Annotated in this window: 12 protein-coding genes; 5 read left to right on the plus strand and 7 right to left on the minus strand. The window is 66.4% G+C overall.

All coding sequences use genetic code 11. From position 1 onward, the window contains the following. Positions 1-184 precede the first annotated feature (184 nt). From metX to ACSQ3P_RS08850, 3 genes are all read left to right on the plus strand, one after another. On the plus strand, positions 185-1,354 hold the full coding sequence (metX, locus tag ACSQ3P_RS08840) for a homoserine O-acetyltransferase MetX (protein ID WP_436165234.1): 1,170 nt from the start codon (positions 185-187) through the stop codon (positions 1,352-1,354). Between the two features lie 163 nt (positions 1,355-1,517). Next, positions 1,518-2,141: a methionine biosynthesis protein MetW gene (gene metW / locus ACSQ3P_RS08845; protein WP_436165235.1), complete on the plus strand. Its 624-nt coding sequence runs from the start codon at positions 1,518-1,520 to the stop codon at positions 2,139-2,141. A gap of 34 nt (positions 2,142-2,175) precedes the next feature. Continuing rightward, a complete protein-coding gene (locus ACSQ3P_RS08850; RefSeq protein WP_436165236.1) occupies positions 2,176-2,547 on the plus strand; it encodes a thiol-disulfide oxidoreductase DCC family protein in 372 nt (123 codons plus the stop codon). A gap of 113 nt (positions 2,548-2,660) precedes the next feature. Here the strand turns inward: ACSQ3P_RS08850 and clpB are convergent, their stop codons facing one another. Further along, positions 2,661-5,282: an ATP-dependent chaperone ClpB gene (gene clpB, locus ACSQ3P_RS08855; protein ID WP_436165237.1), complete on the minus strand. Its 2,622-nt coding sequence runs from the start codon at positions 5,280-5,282 to the stop codon at positions 2,661-2,663. 179 nt (positions 5,283-5,461) lie between these two features. On the opposite strand from clpB, the gene ACSQ3P_RS08860 reads away from it, so the two are divergent. Both ACSQ3P_RS08860 and ACSQ3P_RS08865 read left to right on the plus strand, forming a co-directional pair. Continuing rightward, on the plus strand, positions 5,462-5,803 hold the full coding sequence (locus ACSQ3P_RS08860; protein WP_310158412.1) for a DUF2293 domain-containing protein: 342 nt from the start codon (positions 5,462-5,464) through the stop codon (positions 5,801-5,803). An 88-nt stretch (positions 5,804-5,891) separates the two neighbouring features. Next, positions 5,892-6,683 carry an MOSC domain-containing protein gene (locus ACSQ3P_RS08865; RefSeq protein ID WP_436165238.1) on the plus strand — a complete coding sequence of 264 codons (792 nt, stop codon included), beginning with the start codon at positions 5,892-5,894 and terminating at the stop codon, positions 6,681-6,683. A gap of 60 nt (positions 6,684-6,743) precedes the next feature. Here ACSQ3P_RS08865 and ACSQ3P_RS08870 read toward each other — a convergent pair whose 3' ends face one another. The 6 genes from ACSQ3P_RS08870 to otsA all read right to left on the minus strand — a co-directional run bounded on the left by ACSQ3P_RS08870 (position 6,744) and on the right by otsA (position 14,644). Continuing rightward, complete coding sequence (locus tag ACSQ3P_RS08870) at positions 6,744-7,805, minus strand: DUF4167 domain-containing protein (protein ID WP_436165239.1); 1,062 nt, start codon at positions 7,803-7,805, stop codon at positions 6,744-6,746. 387 nt (positions 7,806-8,192) lie between these two features. Then, a complete protein-coding gene (prmC, locus tag ACSQ3P_RS08875) occupies positions 8,193-9,026 on the minus strand; it encodes a peptide chain release factor N(5)-glutamine methyltransferase (protein WP_436165240.1) in 834 nt (277 codons plus the stop codon). 38 nt (positions 9,027-9,064) lie between these two features. Beyond that, complete coding sequence (locus ACSQ3P_RS08880; RefSeq protein WP_436165241.1) at positions 9,065-9,313, minus strand: hypothetical protein; 249 nt, start codon at positions 9,311-9,313, stop codon at positions 9,065-9,067. 72 nt (positions 9,314-9,385) lie between these two features. Next, complete coding sequence (gene prfA / locus ACSQ3P_RS08885; protein WP_436165242.1) at positions 9,386-10,471, minus strand: peptide chain release factor 1; 1,086 nt, start codon at positions 10,469-10,471, stop codon at positions 9,386-9,388. Between the two features lie 54 nt (positions 10,472-10,525). Then, the gene (gene ptsP / locus ACSQ3P_RS08890; protein WP_436166218.1) at positions 10,526-12,793 is read right to left on the minus strand and encodes a phosphoenolpyruvate--protein phosphotransferase; all 2,268 of its coding nucleotides are present in this window, start codon (positions 12,791-12,793) and stop codon (positions 10,526-10,528) included. 249 nt (positions 12,794-13,042) lie between these two features. After that, complete coding sequence (gene otsA / locus ACSQ3P_RS08895) at positions 13,043-14,644, minus strand: alpha,alpha-trehalose-phosphate synthase (UDP-forming) (RefSeq protein WP_436165243.1); 1,602 nt, start codon at positions 14,642-14,644, stop codon at positions 13,043-13,045. Between the last annotated feature and the right edge of the window lie 20 nt (positions 14,645-14,664).

Raw genomic sequence — 14,664 nt, forward strand, 5'->3', positions numbered from 1 at the left:
TGCCCACTTTTTCGCATCCTGCTCCGGCGCCGTCGCGGGGCCTTGGCAAAGCCGCCGCGCGCATCCACGCATTGACAGAAAGCTTGCGCGCATTGACAGAACGCTTACATCGCGGCATCGCTAGAGTTCGATCTTTCGAACAAGTTGACCGGCAAGACAAATCATCCTGTCAAAGCGGACGATGATGAGCGATCTCTCTCCCAGCCTCGCAGATCCGTTGAAGGAGGCCAATGAGCCTTCGAGCCTGGTTGCGCGCTTCGGCCCGGACACGCCGCTGCTGATGGATTGCGGCGTCTCGCTGGAGCATTGGCAGATCGCCTACCAGACCTATGGTACGCTGAACGCAGCCCGGTCCAACGCCATCCTGGTCTGCCACGCGCTGACCGGCGACCAGCATCTCGCCAGCCGCAACCCGATCACCGGCAAGGGCGGCTGGTGGACGGCGATGATCGGACCGGGCAAGCCGATCGACACCGAGCGCTTCTTCGTGATCTGCTCCAATGTGATCGGCGGCTGCACCGGCACGACCGGCCCGGCCTCGACCAATGCCGCGACCGGCAAGCCCTGGGGCCTGCAATTCCCCGTCGTCACCATTCGCGACATGGTGCGCGCCCAGCGGCATCTGATCGACTCGCTCAGCATCGAGAGCCTGTTCTGCGTCGCCGGCGGCTCGATGGGCGGCATGCAGGTGCTGCAATGGGCGGCGAGCTATCCCGAGCGGGTGTTTTCGGCGCTGCCCCTGGCGACCGGCGCCAAGCATTCGGCCCAGAACATCGCGTTCCACGAGGTCGGCCGGCAGGCGGTGATGGCCGATCCCGACTGGCGCAGCGGGCGCTATCTCGAAGAGGGCACGCGCCCGGCCAAGGGCCTGTCCGTCGCCCGCATGGGCGCGCATATCACCTATCTCTCGGAACCGGCGCTGCACCGCAAATTCGGCCGCAAGCTGCAGGACCGCGAGGCGCCGACCTTCTCCTTCGACGCGGATTTTCAGGTCGAAAGTTACCTCCGCCATCAGGGCGTCAGCTTCGTCGAGCGCTTCGACGCCAATTCCTATCTCTACATGACCCGCGCCATGGATTATTTCGACCTCGCCGACGACCATGGCGGCGTGCTGGCAAAAGCCTTCGCGGGCACCAAGACCCGCTTCTGCGTCGCCTCCTTCACCTCCGACTGGCTGTTCCCGACGGCGGATTCACGCGCCATCGTGCATGCGCTCAACGCCGCAGGCGCGTCGGTCTCCTTCGTCGAGCTCGAGAGCGACAAGGGCCATGACGCCTTCCTGCTCGAGGAGCCGAACCTCTTCGCCACGACGCGCGGCTTCATCGGCGCAGCGGCGCGGGCAAGGGGGATTTGATGGCAAGCGCCGCCCATTGTCATTCCGGGGCTTCGCGCAGCGAAGAACCCGGAACCCACGACCGGGTGAAGCCGATAGAATCAGCGTCTTGTCTCGCTGAGCCCAGTCGTGGGTTCCGGGTTCGGCCCTTTGGGCCGCCCCGGAATGACAGGTGGAGGGCACTTTGACGACGACCGATCTCCACACCAACCGCATCGACCTGAAGCTCGTCGCCGAGATGGTGACGCCGGGCTCGCGCGTGCTCGATGTCGGCTGCGGCGATGGCGAATTGCTGGCGCTGCTGGCCGACAGCCGCCATGTCGATGCGCGCGGCATCGAGCTCTCGCGCGAGGGCGTGGCCGGCTGCGTCGCGCGCGGGCTTTCCGTGATCCAGGGCGATGCCGACACCGACCTCGCCGATTATCCCGACGACAGCTTCGACTATGTGATCCTGTCCCAGACCATCCAGGCGACGCGCAATCCGCGCCTCGTGCTGGAGCAGATGCTGCGGATCGGCCGCCGCGCCATCGTCTCCTTCCCGAATTTCGGGCATTGGCGGATGCGCTCACAGGTCTTCTTCATGGGCCGCATGCCGGTGACGGATTCCCTGCCCTATGCCTGGTGGGACACGCCCAACATCCATTTCTGCACGATCCGCGACTTCATGGCGCTCTGCGACACGATCGGCGCGGAAAAGGAACGCGCCGTCGCCCTCGACGCCGCCGGCGGCAAGGTCGGCGTCAGCGCGCCCTGGTGGTTCTGGAACCTGTTCGGCGCACAGGCGGTGTTCCTGCTGAAGCGGGGGTAAGGTCCGATGTGGCTGCACACACGGCGGAGGACCGATGGCTTTCACCGTCTGGTACAATACACGCTGCCCGGTTTGTAACGCCGGGATCAGCCGGCAGCAGCGCCGCCTGATCGAAGCCGTCAAGGCCGGCACGATCGCGTTCCGCGACATCAACCTCGAGCCGGAAGCGCTGGCGACCCACGGCGCGACGCTCGACGACATCAGGCGACGCCTCCATGCGACCGACGATGCCGGCAGGCTGGTGGTCGGTGCCGATGTCGCCATCGAGACCTGGCGCCGCACAGCCGGCGAAGGCTGGCTCGCCACGCTGTTCGGCAACTGGCTGACGCTGCCGCTGACACGCTTCGCCTATGACCGTTTTGCCGATCTGCTTTACGCCTGGAACCGGCGAAAGGGACATTGGTAAGGCGGTAAAAGGGTTGCAATGGAGATGCTCGGGCTTGAGACCCGAGCATCTCCTGTCAGAGATCCCCGGGTCGCCGCTCTGCGACGCCCGAGGATGACGCGGCTTTCGCCGCGTCAGTTCAACGCCACGCCGGCCGGCCGCTTCTCCTTCACGGCCGCGACGTCGCCCAGCATCAGGCTGGTGGGACCGACCGTGACCGGGACGGTCTCACCATCATGGACCTTCCCGGCCAGCAACAGCTCGGCCAGCGGATCCTGCACCGACTTCTGGATCACGCGCTTCAGCGGGCGCGCGCCATAGGCCGGGTCATAGCCCTTCTCGGCCAGCCATTCGCGGGCCTGTTCGGACAGCTCCAGCACGATCTTGCGGTCGGTCAGGAGCTTGGCGAGGCGGGTCATCTGGATATCGACGATCGCGCCCATATCCGCCCGCTGCAAGCGGTGGAACAGGATGATGTCGTCGATGCGGTTCAGGAATTCCGGCCGGAAGGCCTGCCTGACCACGCCCATGACCTCGTCGCGGACCGCGTCTGAATCCTCGCCCTCGGGCTGGTTCACCAGATACTCCGAACCAAGGTTCGAGGTCATGATGATCAGCACGTTCCGGAAATCGACCGTGCGGCCCTGGCCGTCGGTCAGGCGCCCGTCGTCGAGCACCTGCAGCAGCACGTTGAAGACATCCGGGTGGGCTTTCTCGACCTCGTCGAACAGCACGACCTGATAAGGCCGGCGCCGCACGGCTTCCGTCAGCGCCCCGCCCTCCTCATAGCCGACATAGCCGGGAGGCGCGCCGATCAAGCGGGCGACTGAATGCTTCTCCATGTATTCGGACATGTCGATACGCACCATCGCAGTGTCGTCGTCGAACAGGAACGCCGCCAGCGCCTTGGTCAGCTCGGTCTTGCCGACGCCGGTGGGGCCGAGGAACATGAAGGAGCCGATCGGCCGGTTGGGGTCCTGCAAGCCGGCGCGCGCACGCCGAACCGCTGTCGAGACAGCTTCGACCGCCTCGCGCTGGCCGACGACGCGCGCCGCCAGGACCTCCTCCATGCGCAGCAGCTTTTCCTTCTCGCCCTGGAGCATGCGATCGACCGGCACGCCGGTCCAGCGGCTGACGATCTGGGCGACATGGTCGGCCGTGACCGCCTCCTCGACCATGCCCGAGGTGTCGCCGATGGCCTCGATCTCGCCCAACAGCTTCTCGAGCTGCGGAATCTCGCCATAGGCAAGCTCGCCGGCGCGCTGATACTCGCCCTTGCGCTGCGCCTGCGCGAGTTCGTTGCGGGCATTATCGAGCTTCGTCTTGATCTCGGCAGCCTGGCCGAGCTTGTCCTTCTCGGCCTTCCACTTCGCAGTGATCGTGGCCGAGCGGGTTTCCAGGTCGGCAAGCTCGGATTCAAGCCGCTTCAATCGCTCCTTCGAACCGGCGTCGCTCTCCTTCTTCAGCGCCTCCTGCTCGATCCTGAGACGCACGATCTCACGGTCGATCGAGTCGAGCTCCTCGGGCTTGGAATCGACCTGCATGCGCAGCCGCGCCGAGGCCTCGTCCATCAGGTCGATCGCCTTGTCGGGCAGGAAACGGTCGGTAATGTAGCGGTTCGAGAGCGTCGTCGCCGCGACCAGCGCCGAATCCGTGATGCGGACGCGGTGATGCTGCTCGTATTTCTCCTTCAGGCCGCGCAGGATCGAGACCGTGTCCTCGACGCTGGGCTCATCGACGAAGACCGGCTGGAAACGCCGCGCCAAGGCCGCGTCCTTCTCGACATATTTGCGATACTCGTCGAGCGTGGTCGCACCGATGCAATGCAGATCGCCGCGCGCCAGGGCGGGCTTGAGCAGGTTGGAGGCGTCCATCGCCCCATCCGCCTTGCCGGCGCCGACAAGCGTGTGCATCTCATCGATGAAGAGGATGACGCCGCCATCGGCCGCCGAGACCTCGTTCAACACGGCCTTCAGCCGCTCCTCGAACTCGCCGCGATATTTCGCGCCGGCGATCAGCGAGCCCATGTCGAGCGAGAGCAGTTCCTTGTCCTTGAGGCTTTCGGGGACGTCGCCATTGACGATGCGCAGCGCCAAACCCTCGGCGATGGCGGTCTTGCCGACGCCGGGCTCGCCGATCAGCACGGGGTTGTTCTTGGTCCGGCGCGACAGCACCTGGATGGTGCGGCGGATCTCCTCGTCGCGGCCGATGACCGGGTCGAGCTTGCCCTCACGCGCCGCGGCGGTGAGGTCGCGGGCGTATTTCTTCAGCGCGTCATAGCTCTGCTCGGCCGAAGCGGAATCGGCAGTGCGGCCCTTGCGGATCGCCTCGATCGCAGTGTTGAGCCCCTGCGGATTGACGCCAGCCTTGGCAAGCGCCTTGCCGGCCTCGGAATCCTTCTCGATGGCGAGCGCCAGCAACAGCCGCTCGACCGTGACGAAGCTATCCCCTGCCTTCTCCGCCGCCTTCTCCGCCGTGTCGAAGACACGGGCCAGGCCCGGCGTCAGATGCGGGCCCGAGGCACCGCCGCCCGAGACCTTCGGCAGCTTGGCGAGCGCCGTGTCGGTGAGCTGCAAGGCAAGCTTCGCGTCGCCGCCGGCGCGCCCGATCAGGCCCGCCGCCATGCCCTCATTGTCGTCGAGCAGCGCCTTGAGCAGATGCTCCGGCGTGAATTGCTGGTGGCCCTCGCGCTGCGCAATGGTCTGCGCCGCCTGCAGGAAACCCTTGGACCTGTCAGTGTATTTCTCGATATTCATTCGGTTTTCTCCGCCCGCCGGTGCGCCCCGTAGCGACGCCGTCCGGCTGCCTTTCGTCAGGATAGGACTCCCTCAGGGACGCCCTTCCTGACAGAGATAGGTGTGGCATCCGCGCAACGTAAGAGGGGATGAGACGCAAAGCATTGACGGCGATCAAATCACGAGGGCAGCTTTCGCTCATGGCGGGCACAAAACGGCAGCAGGCGATTCGCAAGGCGCTGCGGGCGCTCGCGCCCGGCATCCCACTATCGGACGCCGAGGCTGTCCTGGCGCTTGCCGAACGCCGCCACATGAAGGACCTGCCGCCCGCGACAGCGCTCTGGCTCGCACTCGGCAGCCATGTCCGCCATGTCCACACCGATTACGAGCAGCTGCTCGCCGATGGTTATGAGCGCGAGGCGGCGCGCTTCTTCATCGCCGACGAGACCGACGCGGTGCTGGCGGGCTGGGGCTGCCAGCGCTCCGTGAGCGAGACCGGAGAGGCTGAGGAGGAGGCGCTCAAGGCGCATCTGCAGCGGTGATGATCGAACCGATGCAAGGATTTCATCGATCGCACGACCTGGATGCCGCTATCTTGCCTATCCCGGCCATCCTTCGGACATAGACCCCATGCGCATCGCCTCGCTTTATCGCTATCCGGTCAAGGGGCTGTCGCCCGAGCGTCTTCCCCGCGCCACGCTGACCAGGGGGCAGTATTTTCCGGGAGACCGCCTCTTCGCGATCGAGAACGGCCCCTCCGGCTTCGACCCGGCGGAGCCGGTCCATCAGCCGAAGATCAAATATCTGATGCTGATGCGCAACGAAGCGCTGGCGCGACTGCGCACGCGCTATGACGATGCCAGCGGCGATCTCATCATCGACCATGAGGGCAAGCAGGCGCTGCGTGCCAGCACGGTCACCACTGAGGGGCACGAGCGGATCACGGCCTTCTTCGAAGCCTTCATGCCCGACGAATTGCGCGGCACGCCGCGCTGGCTCGGCGCGCCGGAGGGCTATCGCTTCACCGATTCGCCCAAGGGCTTCGTCTCGATCATCAACCTCGCCAGCGTCGCCGAACTGGCAAGTCGCGTCGGCTCGCCGCTCGATCCCCTGCGCTTCCGCGGCAATGTCATGGTCGAGGGGCTGGCCCCCTGGGCCGAGTTCGATCTCGTCGGGCAGGAGCTCGCGACGGCCTCGGGCGCGCGGCTGCGCGTGACCAAGCGGATCGTCCGCTGCGCTGCGACCAATGTCGATCCGCAGACGGGCTTACGCGACCAGCAGATCCCCAAGGCCCTGATGGACGCCTATGGCCATGCCGATTGCGGCGTCTATTGCGAGGTCCTCGAAGGCGGCACGCTGACGGAGGGCGAGGCGCTGAACCTCGCCGGCGCCCCGACACAGCCGGCGCTCGGAATCGCCTGACCCGACGAAAAAGGGGCCCTCGCGGGCCCCTCATTCCTTACTGCGAGATGAGGACGAACCTCACTCCGTGATGTTGTCGGCGTCCGATCCGAGCGCATCCATGACCTCGCGCGGCGAGCGGCGACGGCCGCGCGGGCGCTTGGCGACTGCCTCGACGGCCGGAGTCTCTTCCGCACCCGCAGGCACCTGCGCGGGCGCTGCAGTGACAGGCTCCTCGACAACCGCGGCCGGAACCCTGACCGGCGTGGTCAGGAAGGACGGCAGCGCGCTCGAGACATCGTCAGCCGGCTCAGCCTCGACCTCGCGACGGGGACGGCGCTCGGGGCGCGGTGCGCGCTCGGGGCGATCCGTGCGCTCAGGACGATCCGTACGCTCGAAGCGACGCTCGCTTTGCACCGGAGCCGCGACTACTTCGGGCTGCTCGGACGACACGACCGGGATATCGGAGCGCGGCGCATCGGGACGGGGCGCATAGCCACCCTGGTTGTTCTGGCCACCCTCGGGACGGTCGAACCTGCGCTCGCCACGATCATTGCGATCGTTCCGGTCGAAGCGGCGATTGCCGTTCCGATCGTTGTTCTGGCGGTCATTGTTCGGACGGTCTTGGTTCGGACGGTCCTGCTGATTGCGGGGCTGCCGATCGAAGCGCTGGCCGTTGTTTTGCTGGCCGTCGCCCGAATCGCCGTCCTGACGCGGCGCGCCATTGGCGGAGTAGCCGTTGCCATTGCCGTTCATGCCGCCATTGCGGAAATCGGGCTGCTGACCACCTGGCTGGAAGGACTGACCATCGTCATCCCCCTCCTCCTCGCCTTCCTCGGAATCATCGACGAAGCCGCGATTGGGCGGGAAGCTGTGGCCGAACTGCTGCGACATCTGCTCCTGGGCGGCGAGCAGGATGCGGTAATAATGCTCCGCATGCTGGAAGTAGTTCTCGGCCGCCACCGGATCGCCGGAGGATTGCGCGTCGCGCGCCAGCTGCAAGTACTTCTCGGCAACATGCTGCGCAGTGCCGCGAACCTTGACGTCCGGCCCATTCGACTCATAGCCGCGCTGCAGCGGATTGGGAGTTTTCCGATTGCCGTTGTTGTTGCTGTTATTATTGTTGTTGTTACGGCCGCGCATACGCCGGTTCTGACCTGGTCTCATTCGCGTCTGTCTCGCGCTCTGTGTTCAAAGCAACCGTTGGATCGTCATGCGCGCTCCGGTGCACAGCGGGTTGCGACGCTGCACCGGGTGGAGTTGACCTGAAGGGGCGATACGCCGTTCCTGGTCTTCACGCGCTCTTTCCAAAAGGGCCTCTCCGCCCCATGAGCCGATTGGCGTCTCGACGCCTTCGGATGTCTAATCTGGTCTGTCAGTCACGTCGATCGTCGGACGCTTCCGGAAGCAAGGCCTTGCCACTGAGGGGGCTGGCCAAGGCTCGGTTCTGACAACACCAGCTTCGGCTGCGACCTACATAGCGGTTTTCCTGCCCGCCTCCAAGCAAATTCGCACGAATGCCTGTGCATATCATTCAAGCGTGAAGATCAGAGCCCGCGGATGCCCGCCAAGATCACGTCGCGAGCCGCGATGGACCAGCCCCGCGGCTGCCATGATCGCGACCACATCCGCCTCCTGACCCGCTCCGATCTCGAGCACGACCGCACCTCCCGGAGCGATCCGCTCGGGTAGGCCGGCGGCGAGCGCCCGATAGGCGACGAGCCCGTCCGCCCCGCCATCGAGCGCGCGCAACGGGTCATGCTCCCTGACGGCGGCATCCAGCCCGGCGATGTCTCCGGCCGGGATATAGGGCGGGTTCGAGACGATGAGGTCGAAGCGTTCGTTCAAACCAGCCATCCAGTCGCCCTGGCGGAAGAGCGCGCGCGCGCCGACGCCATTGCGCCCGGCATTGCCCGCAGCCGTCTCGCACGCCTCCTCCGAGAGATCGACGCCGACGCCGCGCGCCGCCTTGCATTCGCTCAGCAAGGCGACCAGCAGGCAGCCCGTACCGGTGCCGAGATCGAGAATCGAGATGGCCTGATCGCGGCGCTCTGCGAGCACGCCAAGCGCCGCCTCCACGATCGTCTCGCTGTCGGGACGCGGCTCCAAGGTTGCCGGCGACAGGCGAAAGGGCAGGCTCCAGAACTCCCGCTCGCCGAGAATGCGCCAGACCGGCTCGCCCGCCAGCCGCCGCGTCGCGAAACCATCGAGCCTGCCGAGCATGGCGGCGTCGAGGGGCTGGAGCGAATCGAGATCCGCGTTCTCGCCCATCGCCGCCTCGACCAGGATGCGCGCATCCATCGCCGCCGTCTCGACGCCGGCTTCGCGAAGGCGCGCGGCGAGTTTTCGCCGCGCGTCGATCATGCCGGGTGCTTTATCGTGGACGCCAGAGGCGCCTCGGTTCAGATGCCTTCCATGCGCTTGCGCATGCAGATCGCCATCTTCTGGCGGATGGCGGAGCGGCTCTCGCGCGTGCCGCGCATCTCCATCTGGCAGAGTCGGCGCGCCTGGCTCTGCGTCATGGATTTCCCCAGCGGAGCCGAGGGGCCCGCCGTGATGCGACGGAACGTGCGCTCCTGCGCCTGCACCGTGCTCGCCACTGTCAGCATCATCATGCCCGCCAGTGCTATGCCCGAAACGAGTTTGATCATGGTCGCCTCCCGCCTTTTGTTGATTTGACACAGGATCAACGCCCAAAGGCTGCGGAGGTTTCATCGCCATGCTCAGGCGCCGTTCTCGGTGGCGAGCAACCTCGCCTGCTGCTCGGCCGTCAGCGCATCGATGATCTCGTCGAGCACGAGCCCCTGCATCATCTCGTCGAGCTTGTAGAGCGTCAGGTTGATGCGGTGGTCGGTGACGCGCCCTTGCGGGAAATTATAGGTGCGGATGCGCTCGGAGCGGTCGCCGGAACCGATCTGGGAGCGCCGGTCGGCGGCACGGTCGGCATCGGCGCGGCTGCGCTCGATGTCGTAGAGCTTTGCCCGCAGCAATTCATAGGCGCGGGCCTTGTTCTTGTGCTGGGAGCGCTCGTCCTGGACCACGACCGCGATGCCGCTGGGAAGATGGGTCAGGCGGACGGCCGATTCCGTCTTGTTGACGTGCTGGCCGCCGGCGCCGCCGGCCCGCATCGTGTCGATGCGGATTTCGTCGTCCTTCAAGACGATGTCGACATCGCCCGCGAGCGGCAGCATCGCCACCGTCGCAGCCGAGGTGTGGATGCGCCCGCTCGTCTCGGTATCGGGCACACGCTGAACGCGATGCACGCCGGATTCGTATTTCAACTTCGCGTAGACGCCCTTGCCCGCGATCTCGGCAATGACCTCCTTGAAGCCCCCGACCGTGCCCTCGCTTTCCGACATGATGTCGACGCTCCAGCCCTTCTGGGCAGCGTAGCGCTGATACATGCGCAGGAGATCACCGGCGAAAAGCGAGGCCTCGTCGCCACCCGTGCCGGCCCGAATTTCGAGGATAACGCCGCGCTCGTCGGCGGCATCCTTGGGCAAAAGCGCGATCAGGATCTCGCGGGCGCGGGTCTCGATCTCGCCACGCGCAGCGTCGCGCTCCTCATAGGCCAGATCGCGGAACTCGGCGTCGATGGCGGGATCCTCGATCAGCGCTTGCGCCTCGTCCAGCGTCGTGAGCGCCTGCCGCCAGGCGGCAATGGCTGTCACCACAGGATCGAGCTCGGAGAGCTCCTTGGCGAGTTCGACGGTCCGCACCGCATCGGTCGCGCTGTTGATCTCGGCCATGGCGGCGGCATGGCGCGCCATGATGGCATCGAGACGATCTTGCGGAAGCTGAAGGGACATCGGGGAACTCGAACAGGTGACATCGTGAGGGTTCGGGCGGCGAGCAACGCCTAGCTAGACCGGAACCTTGAATTCGGCGGCAAGCGCCGCCAGTTGCGGCCGCAGACTGGCGACGCCGTCCGGCGAGGCCAGCATCCAGTCGAGCCGTTCGTGCAGCCTCTCGACGTCGAGCGCGCGCAGCATCGCCTTGACCGGGCCGATCGCGGCTGCCGACATCGAGAAGGCGCGGTAGCCGAGGCCGATCAGCGCCATCGTCTCCAAGGGCTTGCCGCCCATCTCGCCGCAGACCGTGACCGGGCATTTCGCCTCGGAGGCGGCCTCGACGATGCTGCGCAGCGCCCGCAAGGCGCTCACGCTCAGCGGATCGAAACGGTCGGCGACGCGCTTGTTCTCGCGGTCGGCCGCGAACAGGAACTGCATCAGGTCATTGGTGCCGATCGAGAGGAAATCGGCCTCGCGCGCGATCTCCGCCAGCTCGAAGAGCAGCGAGGGCACCTCGACCATGACACCGAGCTGGAGGCTGAGCGGCGGCGCATGGCCTTGCTTGGCCAGCATCGCCTGCTCGCGCCGGACAATCATGCGGGCGCGCTGGAACTCGTCGACGGTCGCGATCATCGGCAGCATGATCTTCATGTCGCGGCCGGCGCCGGCACGCAGCAGCGCCCGCAGCTGCGCGCGCAGAAGCCGCGGCTTGTCCAGACCGATGCGGATGGCGCGCCAGCCCAGGGCCGGGTTCTCCTCCTCGACGCGCTCCATATAGGGCAGCACCTTGTCGCCGCCGATATCGAGCGTGCGGAAGGTCACGGGCCGGCCTTGCGCCTGGTCCAGCACGGCGTTGTAGAGGGCCTGCTGCTCGCTGGTCGTCGGCATGTGCTCGGCGACCATGAATTGCAGTTCGGTGCGGAACAGGCCGATACCCGAGGCCGCCGTCGCCTCGATATTGGGCATGTCGACGAGGAGCCCGGCATTGATCTGGAGCAGGATCGGGACGCCGTCCTTGGTGACGGCGGGCATGCTCTTGAGCTTGCGGTACTGCTCCTGCTTACGGGCGCGCAGGCGCGCCTTGTCCTTATAGGCGTTCTCGACGTCGGGCTGCGGCCGGATCTGGACCTCGCCGGCCTGGCCATCGACGATGACGGCGTCGCCCGCCTGGACGAGCGCGGTCGCGTTGACGATCTCGCCGACGGCCGGGATGCCGAGCGCGCGTGCCACGATGGCGATATGGCTGGTCGGGCCGCCCTCCTCCAGCACCAGGCCGCGCAGATGGGCGCGATCATAGTCGAGCAGCGCGGCAGGGCCCATCGAGCGCGCGATCAGGATGGCGTTCTCGGGCAGCTCCTCACGAGCGACGCCGTTGGCCTTGCCCATCAGCGTGCGTAGCAGGCGGTTGGCGAGATCGTCGAGATCGTGCAGGCGCTCGCGCAGATAAGGGTCGGTCTGGCGCAGCATCTTCGCGCGTGTGTCGGACTGGACGCGCTCGACGGCAGCCTCCGCCGTCAGGCCGGTCATCACGACCTCACGCATGCGCCTGAGCCAGCCCTGGTCATGGGCGAACATGCGGAAGGTCTCGAGCACCTCCCTGTGCTCGCCGGTATGGGCGACGTCGCCGCGTTCGAGCAATTCATCGATCGAGGTTCGCATCTCGGCGATCGCGGCTTCGAGCCGCTTGACCTCGCTCGCCGGATTCTCGGCGATCAGGTTGGTGATGGCGACACGCGGCTCGTGCAACACGGCATGGCCAAGACCGACACCATCGGCAAGCGAGACGCCGATGCCATGGATCGGGCGGTCGAGGCCGATCGAGGCGCCGGGTGGTGCGAGCGATTTCAAGCCGCCGGCCGCGATCATCTCCGCCATGATCATGGCGGTGGTCTGCAGCGATTCGATCTCCTCCTCGCTGTAGAGCCGCGTCGCGCGGTTCTGGATGACGAGGACGCCCATGACCGCGCCGCCGCGCAGGATCGGCACGCCGAGGAAGGAGCGGTAGATCTCCTCGCCCGTCTCGGGACGGTAGGAGAAGGCCGGGTGGTTTTGCGCGTCGGACAGCGCCAGCGGCTCGGCCTCGCGCGCGATCAGACCGACGAGGCCCTCGCCGGCGCGCATCAAGGTGAGATGGACCGCCTCGCGGTTGAGGCCCTCGGTGGCGTAGAGCTCGAGCGAGCCGTCCTCACGCAGGACGTAGACCGAGCAGACCTCGGCGACGAGATTGCCTGCGATCAGGACGACAAGCCGGTCCAGCCGCTCCTGCGGGCTGATCGACGCTGCCATCACCTCGCGGAGGCGGCGCAGCAGAACGCCTGGTCCTCCGAGAGCGCCTCGCATCAATCCCAGCCCTCCGCCCGCCTCCTCAGCCATTGCGGCCGATGTCCATCGCAGACCTGACACCTGTCGTGGCCGAGTCGCAAGCGAACCTCGGTTCCCGCCGCTTCTAGCGAGGCAATGGCCTGTTCGGCAAGGGCCGTGCGCCGGGGCAAGGCCTTATCTTCGGCAAATCGTCAGTTCCGCGGCAAGAGCAGGATGCGAAAAAGTGGGAACCGGTTTTTCGCATTAATCCTGCTCTCACTCTTGGCTCTAGGCCGGTCCAGCCGCGGCGCCGTTGCGCGCCGGCGTGGCGGCAACAGCGGGTTTCACCGAGGCCCCGCCTTTCGGCTTCGCTGCCGGCAGGGCCGCCTCCCCCTCGCCTCGGCCCTCCATCTCGGCCTGGGGCGCCGGCCTCACGACCTGTAATCTGGGCGCAGCTTTTTTCGACGCGCTGCGCTTCGGTCCGGTTTCCGGCGCACTGTCCTGGGCGGGCGCCTCGATGCCCGAGAGCGCATCGAGATAGCACTGCGTCCACCAGCCGATATCGGTCGCGTCGATGATCTCGTAGAGGCGCTCGAACCGGCGAATGCGCTCGGATTTGGGCATGGCGAGCGCTGTGCGGATCGCCTCGGCGACCTCATGCGTATCGTAGGGGTTGACGATCAGCGCCTCGCCCATCTGCTGCGCCGCGCCGGCGAAGCGCGACAGCACGAGCACACCGGGATCGGCGGGGTCCTGCGCGGCGATATATTCCTTGGCGACGAGATTCATGCCGTCGCGCATCGGCGTCACCAGCCCGACCTGGGCACGCCGGTAGAACCCCGCCAGCGCATTGCGCGAATAGGCCTTCTTGACCACGCGGATCGGCGTCCAGTCGAACTCGCCGAGCGCGGCGTTGAGGCGGCCCGCGGTTTCGTCCGACTGACGGTCGAGCTCGGCATATTCGGGCACGTCGGTACGCGAGGGCGGCGCGATCTGCAGCATGCCGACCCGGCCGCGATGCTCGGGATGGCTGCGCAGGAATTGTCCGAACGCCTCCAGGCGCTGGACGATGCCCTTGGAATAGTCGAGCCGATCGACGCCGATGACGAGCTTGCGGGCGCCGAGCGATTCCCTGGTGGCCTTGATCGGACGCGTCGCGGCGCGCTCAGAGGCCGCAGCGAGCTTGCGGAAGGCCTCGACATCGATGCCGATCGGGAAGGCCTGCACTGTGGTTTCGCGGCGGCCCATCCTGACCTTGCCGCCCTCCAACCTCGCGCCGCAGAGCGAGACCAGGCCGCTGATCAGATTGCGGACATCGACCTGCGTCTGCACGCCGACGAGATCATAGGCGCCCATCGTGCTGATCAGCGTGGCGCTGAAGGGCAGCGCGCCGAAAACCTCCGCCGGAGGCCAGGGAATGTGATGGAAATAGCCGATCCGGTTGGTCACGCCGCGCCGGCGCAGCTCGGCGGCCAGCGGGATCAGGTGATAATCGTGGATCCAGATCAGATCATCGGGCTTCAGCAGCGGGATCAGCGCCTTGGCGAAGCGGCGGTTGACCGCGAGATAACCGGCATAATCCGTGCGCGAAAACTCCGTCAGGCCGAGCCGGTAATGCATGTTGGGCCAGAGCGCCCGGTTCGAGAAACCGAGATAATAGGTCTGGCGCTCGCTCTCGGTGAGATCCGTAACCGCGTAGGTCACCTTGCCGCGCTGGACCGTGCGGACAGCCTGGCCGGCGGCGGCGTCATTGACATCGCCACTCCAGCCGAACCAGAGCCCGCCCCGTTTCTCCAGCGCCTCGCGCAGCGCCACCGCCAATCCCCCTGCCGCCGCTTTCTCGTGACGATCGGGAATGGTGACGCGATTCGAGACGATGACGAGACGCATGGCGCGACAGCTCTCCTTTT

Origin of the sequence: Allobosea sp. LjRoot9 (genome assembly GCF_964252745.1) — a bacterium.
Classification (GTDB): domain Bacteria; phylum Pseudomonadota; class Alphaproteobacteria; order Rhizobiales; family Beijerinckiaceae; genus Allobosea.

Coding starts and splice junctions, on each gene's coding strand:
- ptsP (WP_436166218.1), bottom strand. CDS start 12,793: ATGCGAGGCGCTCTCGGAGGACCAGGCGTTCTGCTGCGCCGCCTCCGC.
- clpB (WP_436165237.1), bottom strand. CDS start 5,282: ATGAATATCGAGAAATACACTGACAGGTCCAAGGGTTTCCTGCAGGCG.
- ACSQ3P_RS08880 (WP_436165241.1), bottom strand. CDS start 9,313: ATGATCAAACTCGTTTCGGGCATAGCACTGGCGGGCATGATGATGCTG.
- otsA (WP_436165243.1), bottom strand. CDS start 14,644: ATGCGTCTCGTCATCGTCTCGAATCGCGTCACCATTCCCGATCGTCAC.
- ACSQ3P_RS08865 (WP_436165238.1), top strand. CDS start 5,892: ATGCGCATCGCCTCGCTTTATCGCTATCCGGTCAAGGGGCTGTCGCCC.
- ACSQ3P_RS08870 (WP_436165239.1), bottom strand. CDS start 7,805: ATGCGCGGCCGTAACAACAACAATAATAACAGCAACAACAACGGCAAT.
- ACSQ3P_RS08850 (WP_436165236.1), top strand. CDS start 2,176: ATGGCTTTCACCGTCTGGTACAATACACGCTGCCCGGTTTGTAACGCC.
- prmC (WP_436165240.1), bottom strand. CDS start 9,026: ATGATCGACGCGCGGCGAAAACTCGCCGCGCGCCTTCGCGAAGCCGGC.
- prfA (WP_436165242.1), bottom strand. CDS start 10,471: ATGTCCCTTCAGCTTCCGCAAGATCGTCTCGATGCCATCATGGCGCGC.
- metX (WP_436165234.1), top strand. CDS start 185: ATGAGCGATCTCTCTCCCAGCCTCGCAGATCCGTTGAAGGAGGCCAAT.
- ACSQ3P_RS08860 (WP_310158412.1), top strand. CDS start 5,462: ATGGCGGGCACAAAACGGCAGCAGGCGATTCGCAAGGCGCTGCGGGCG.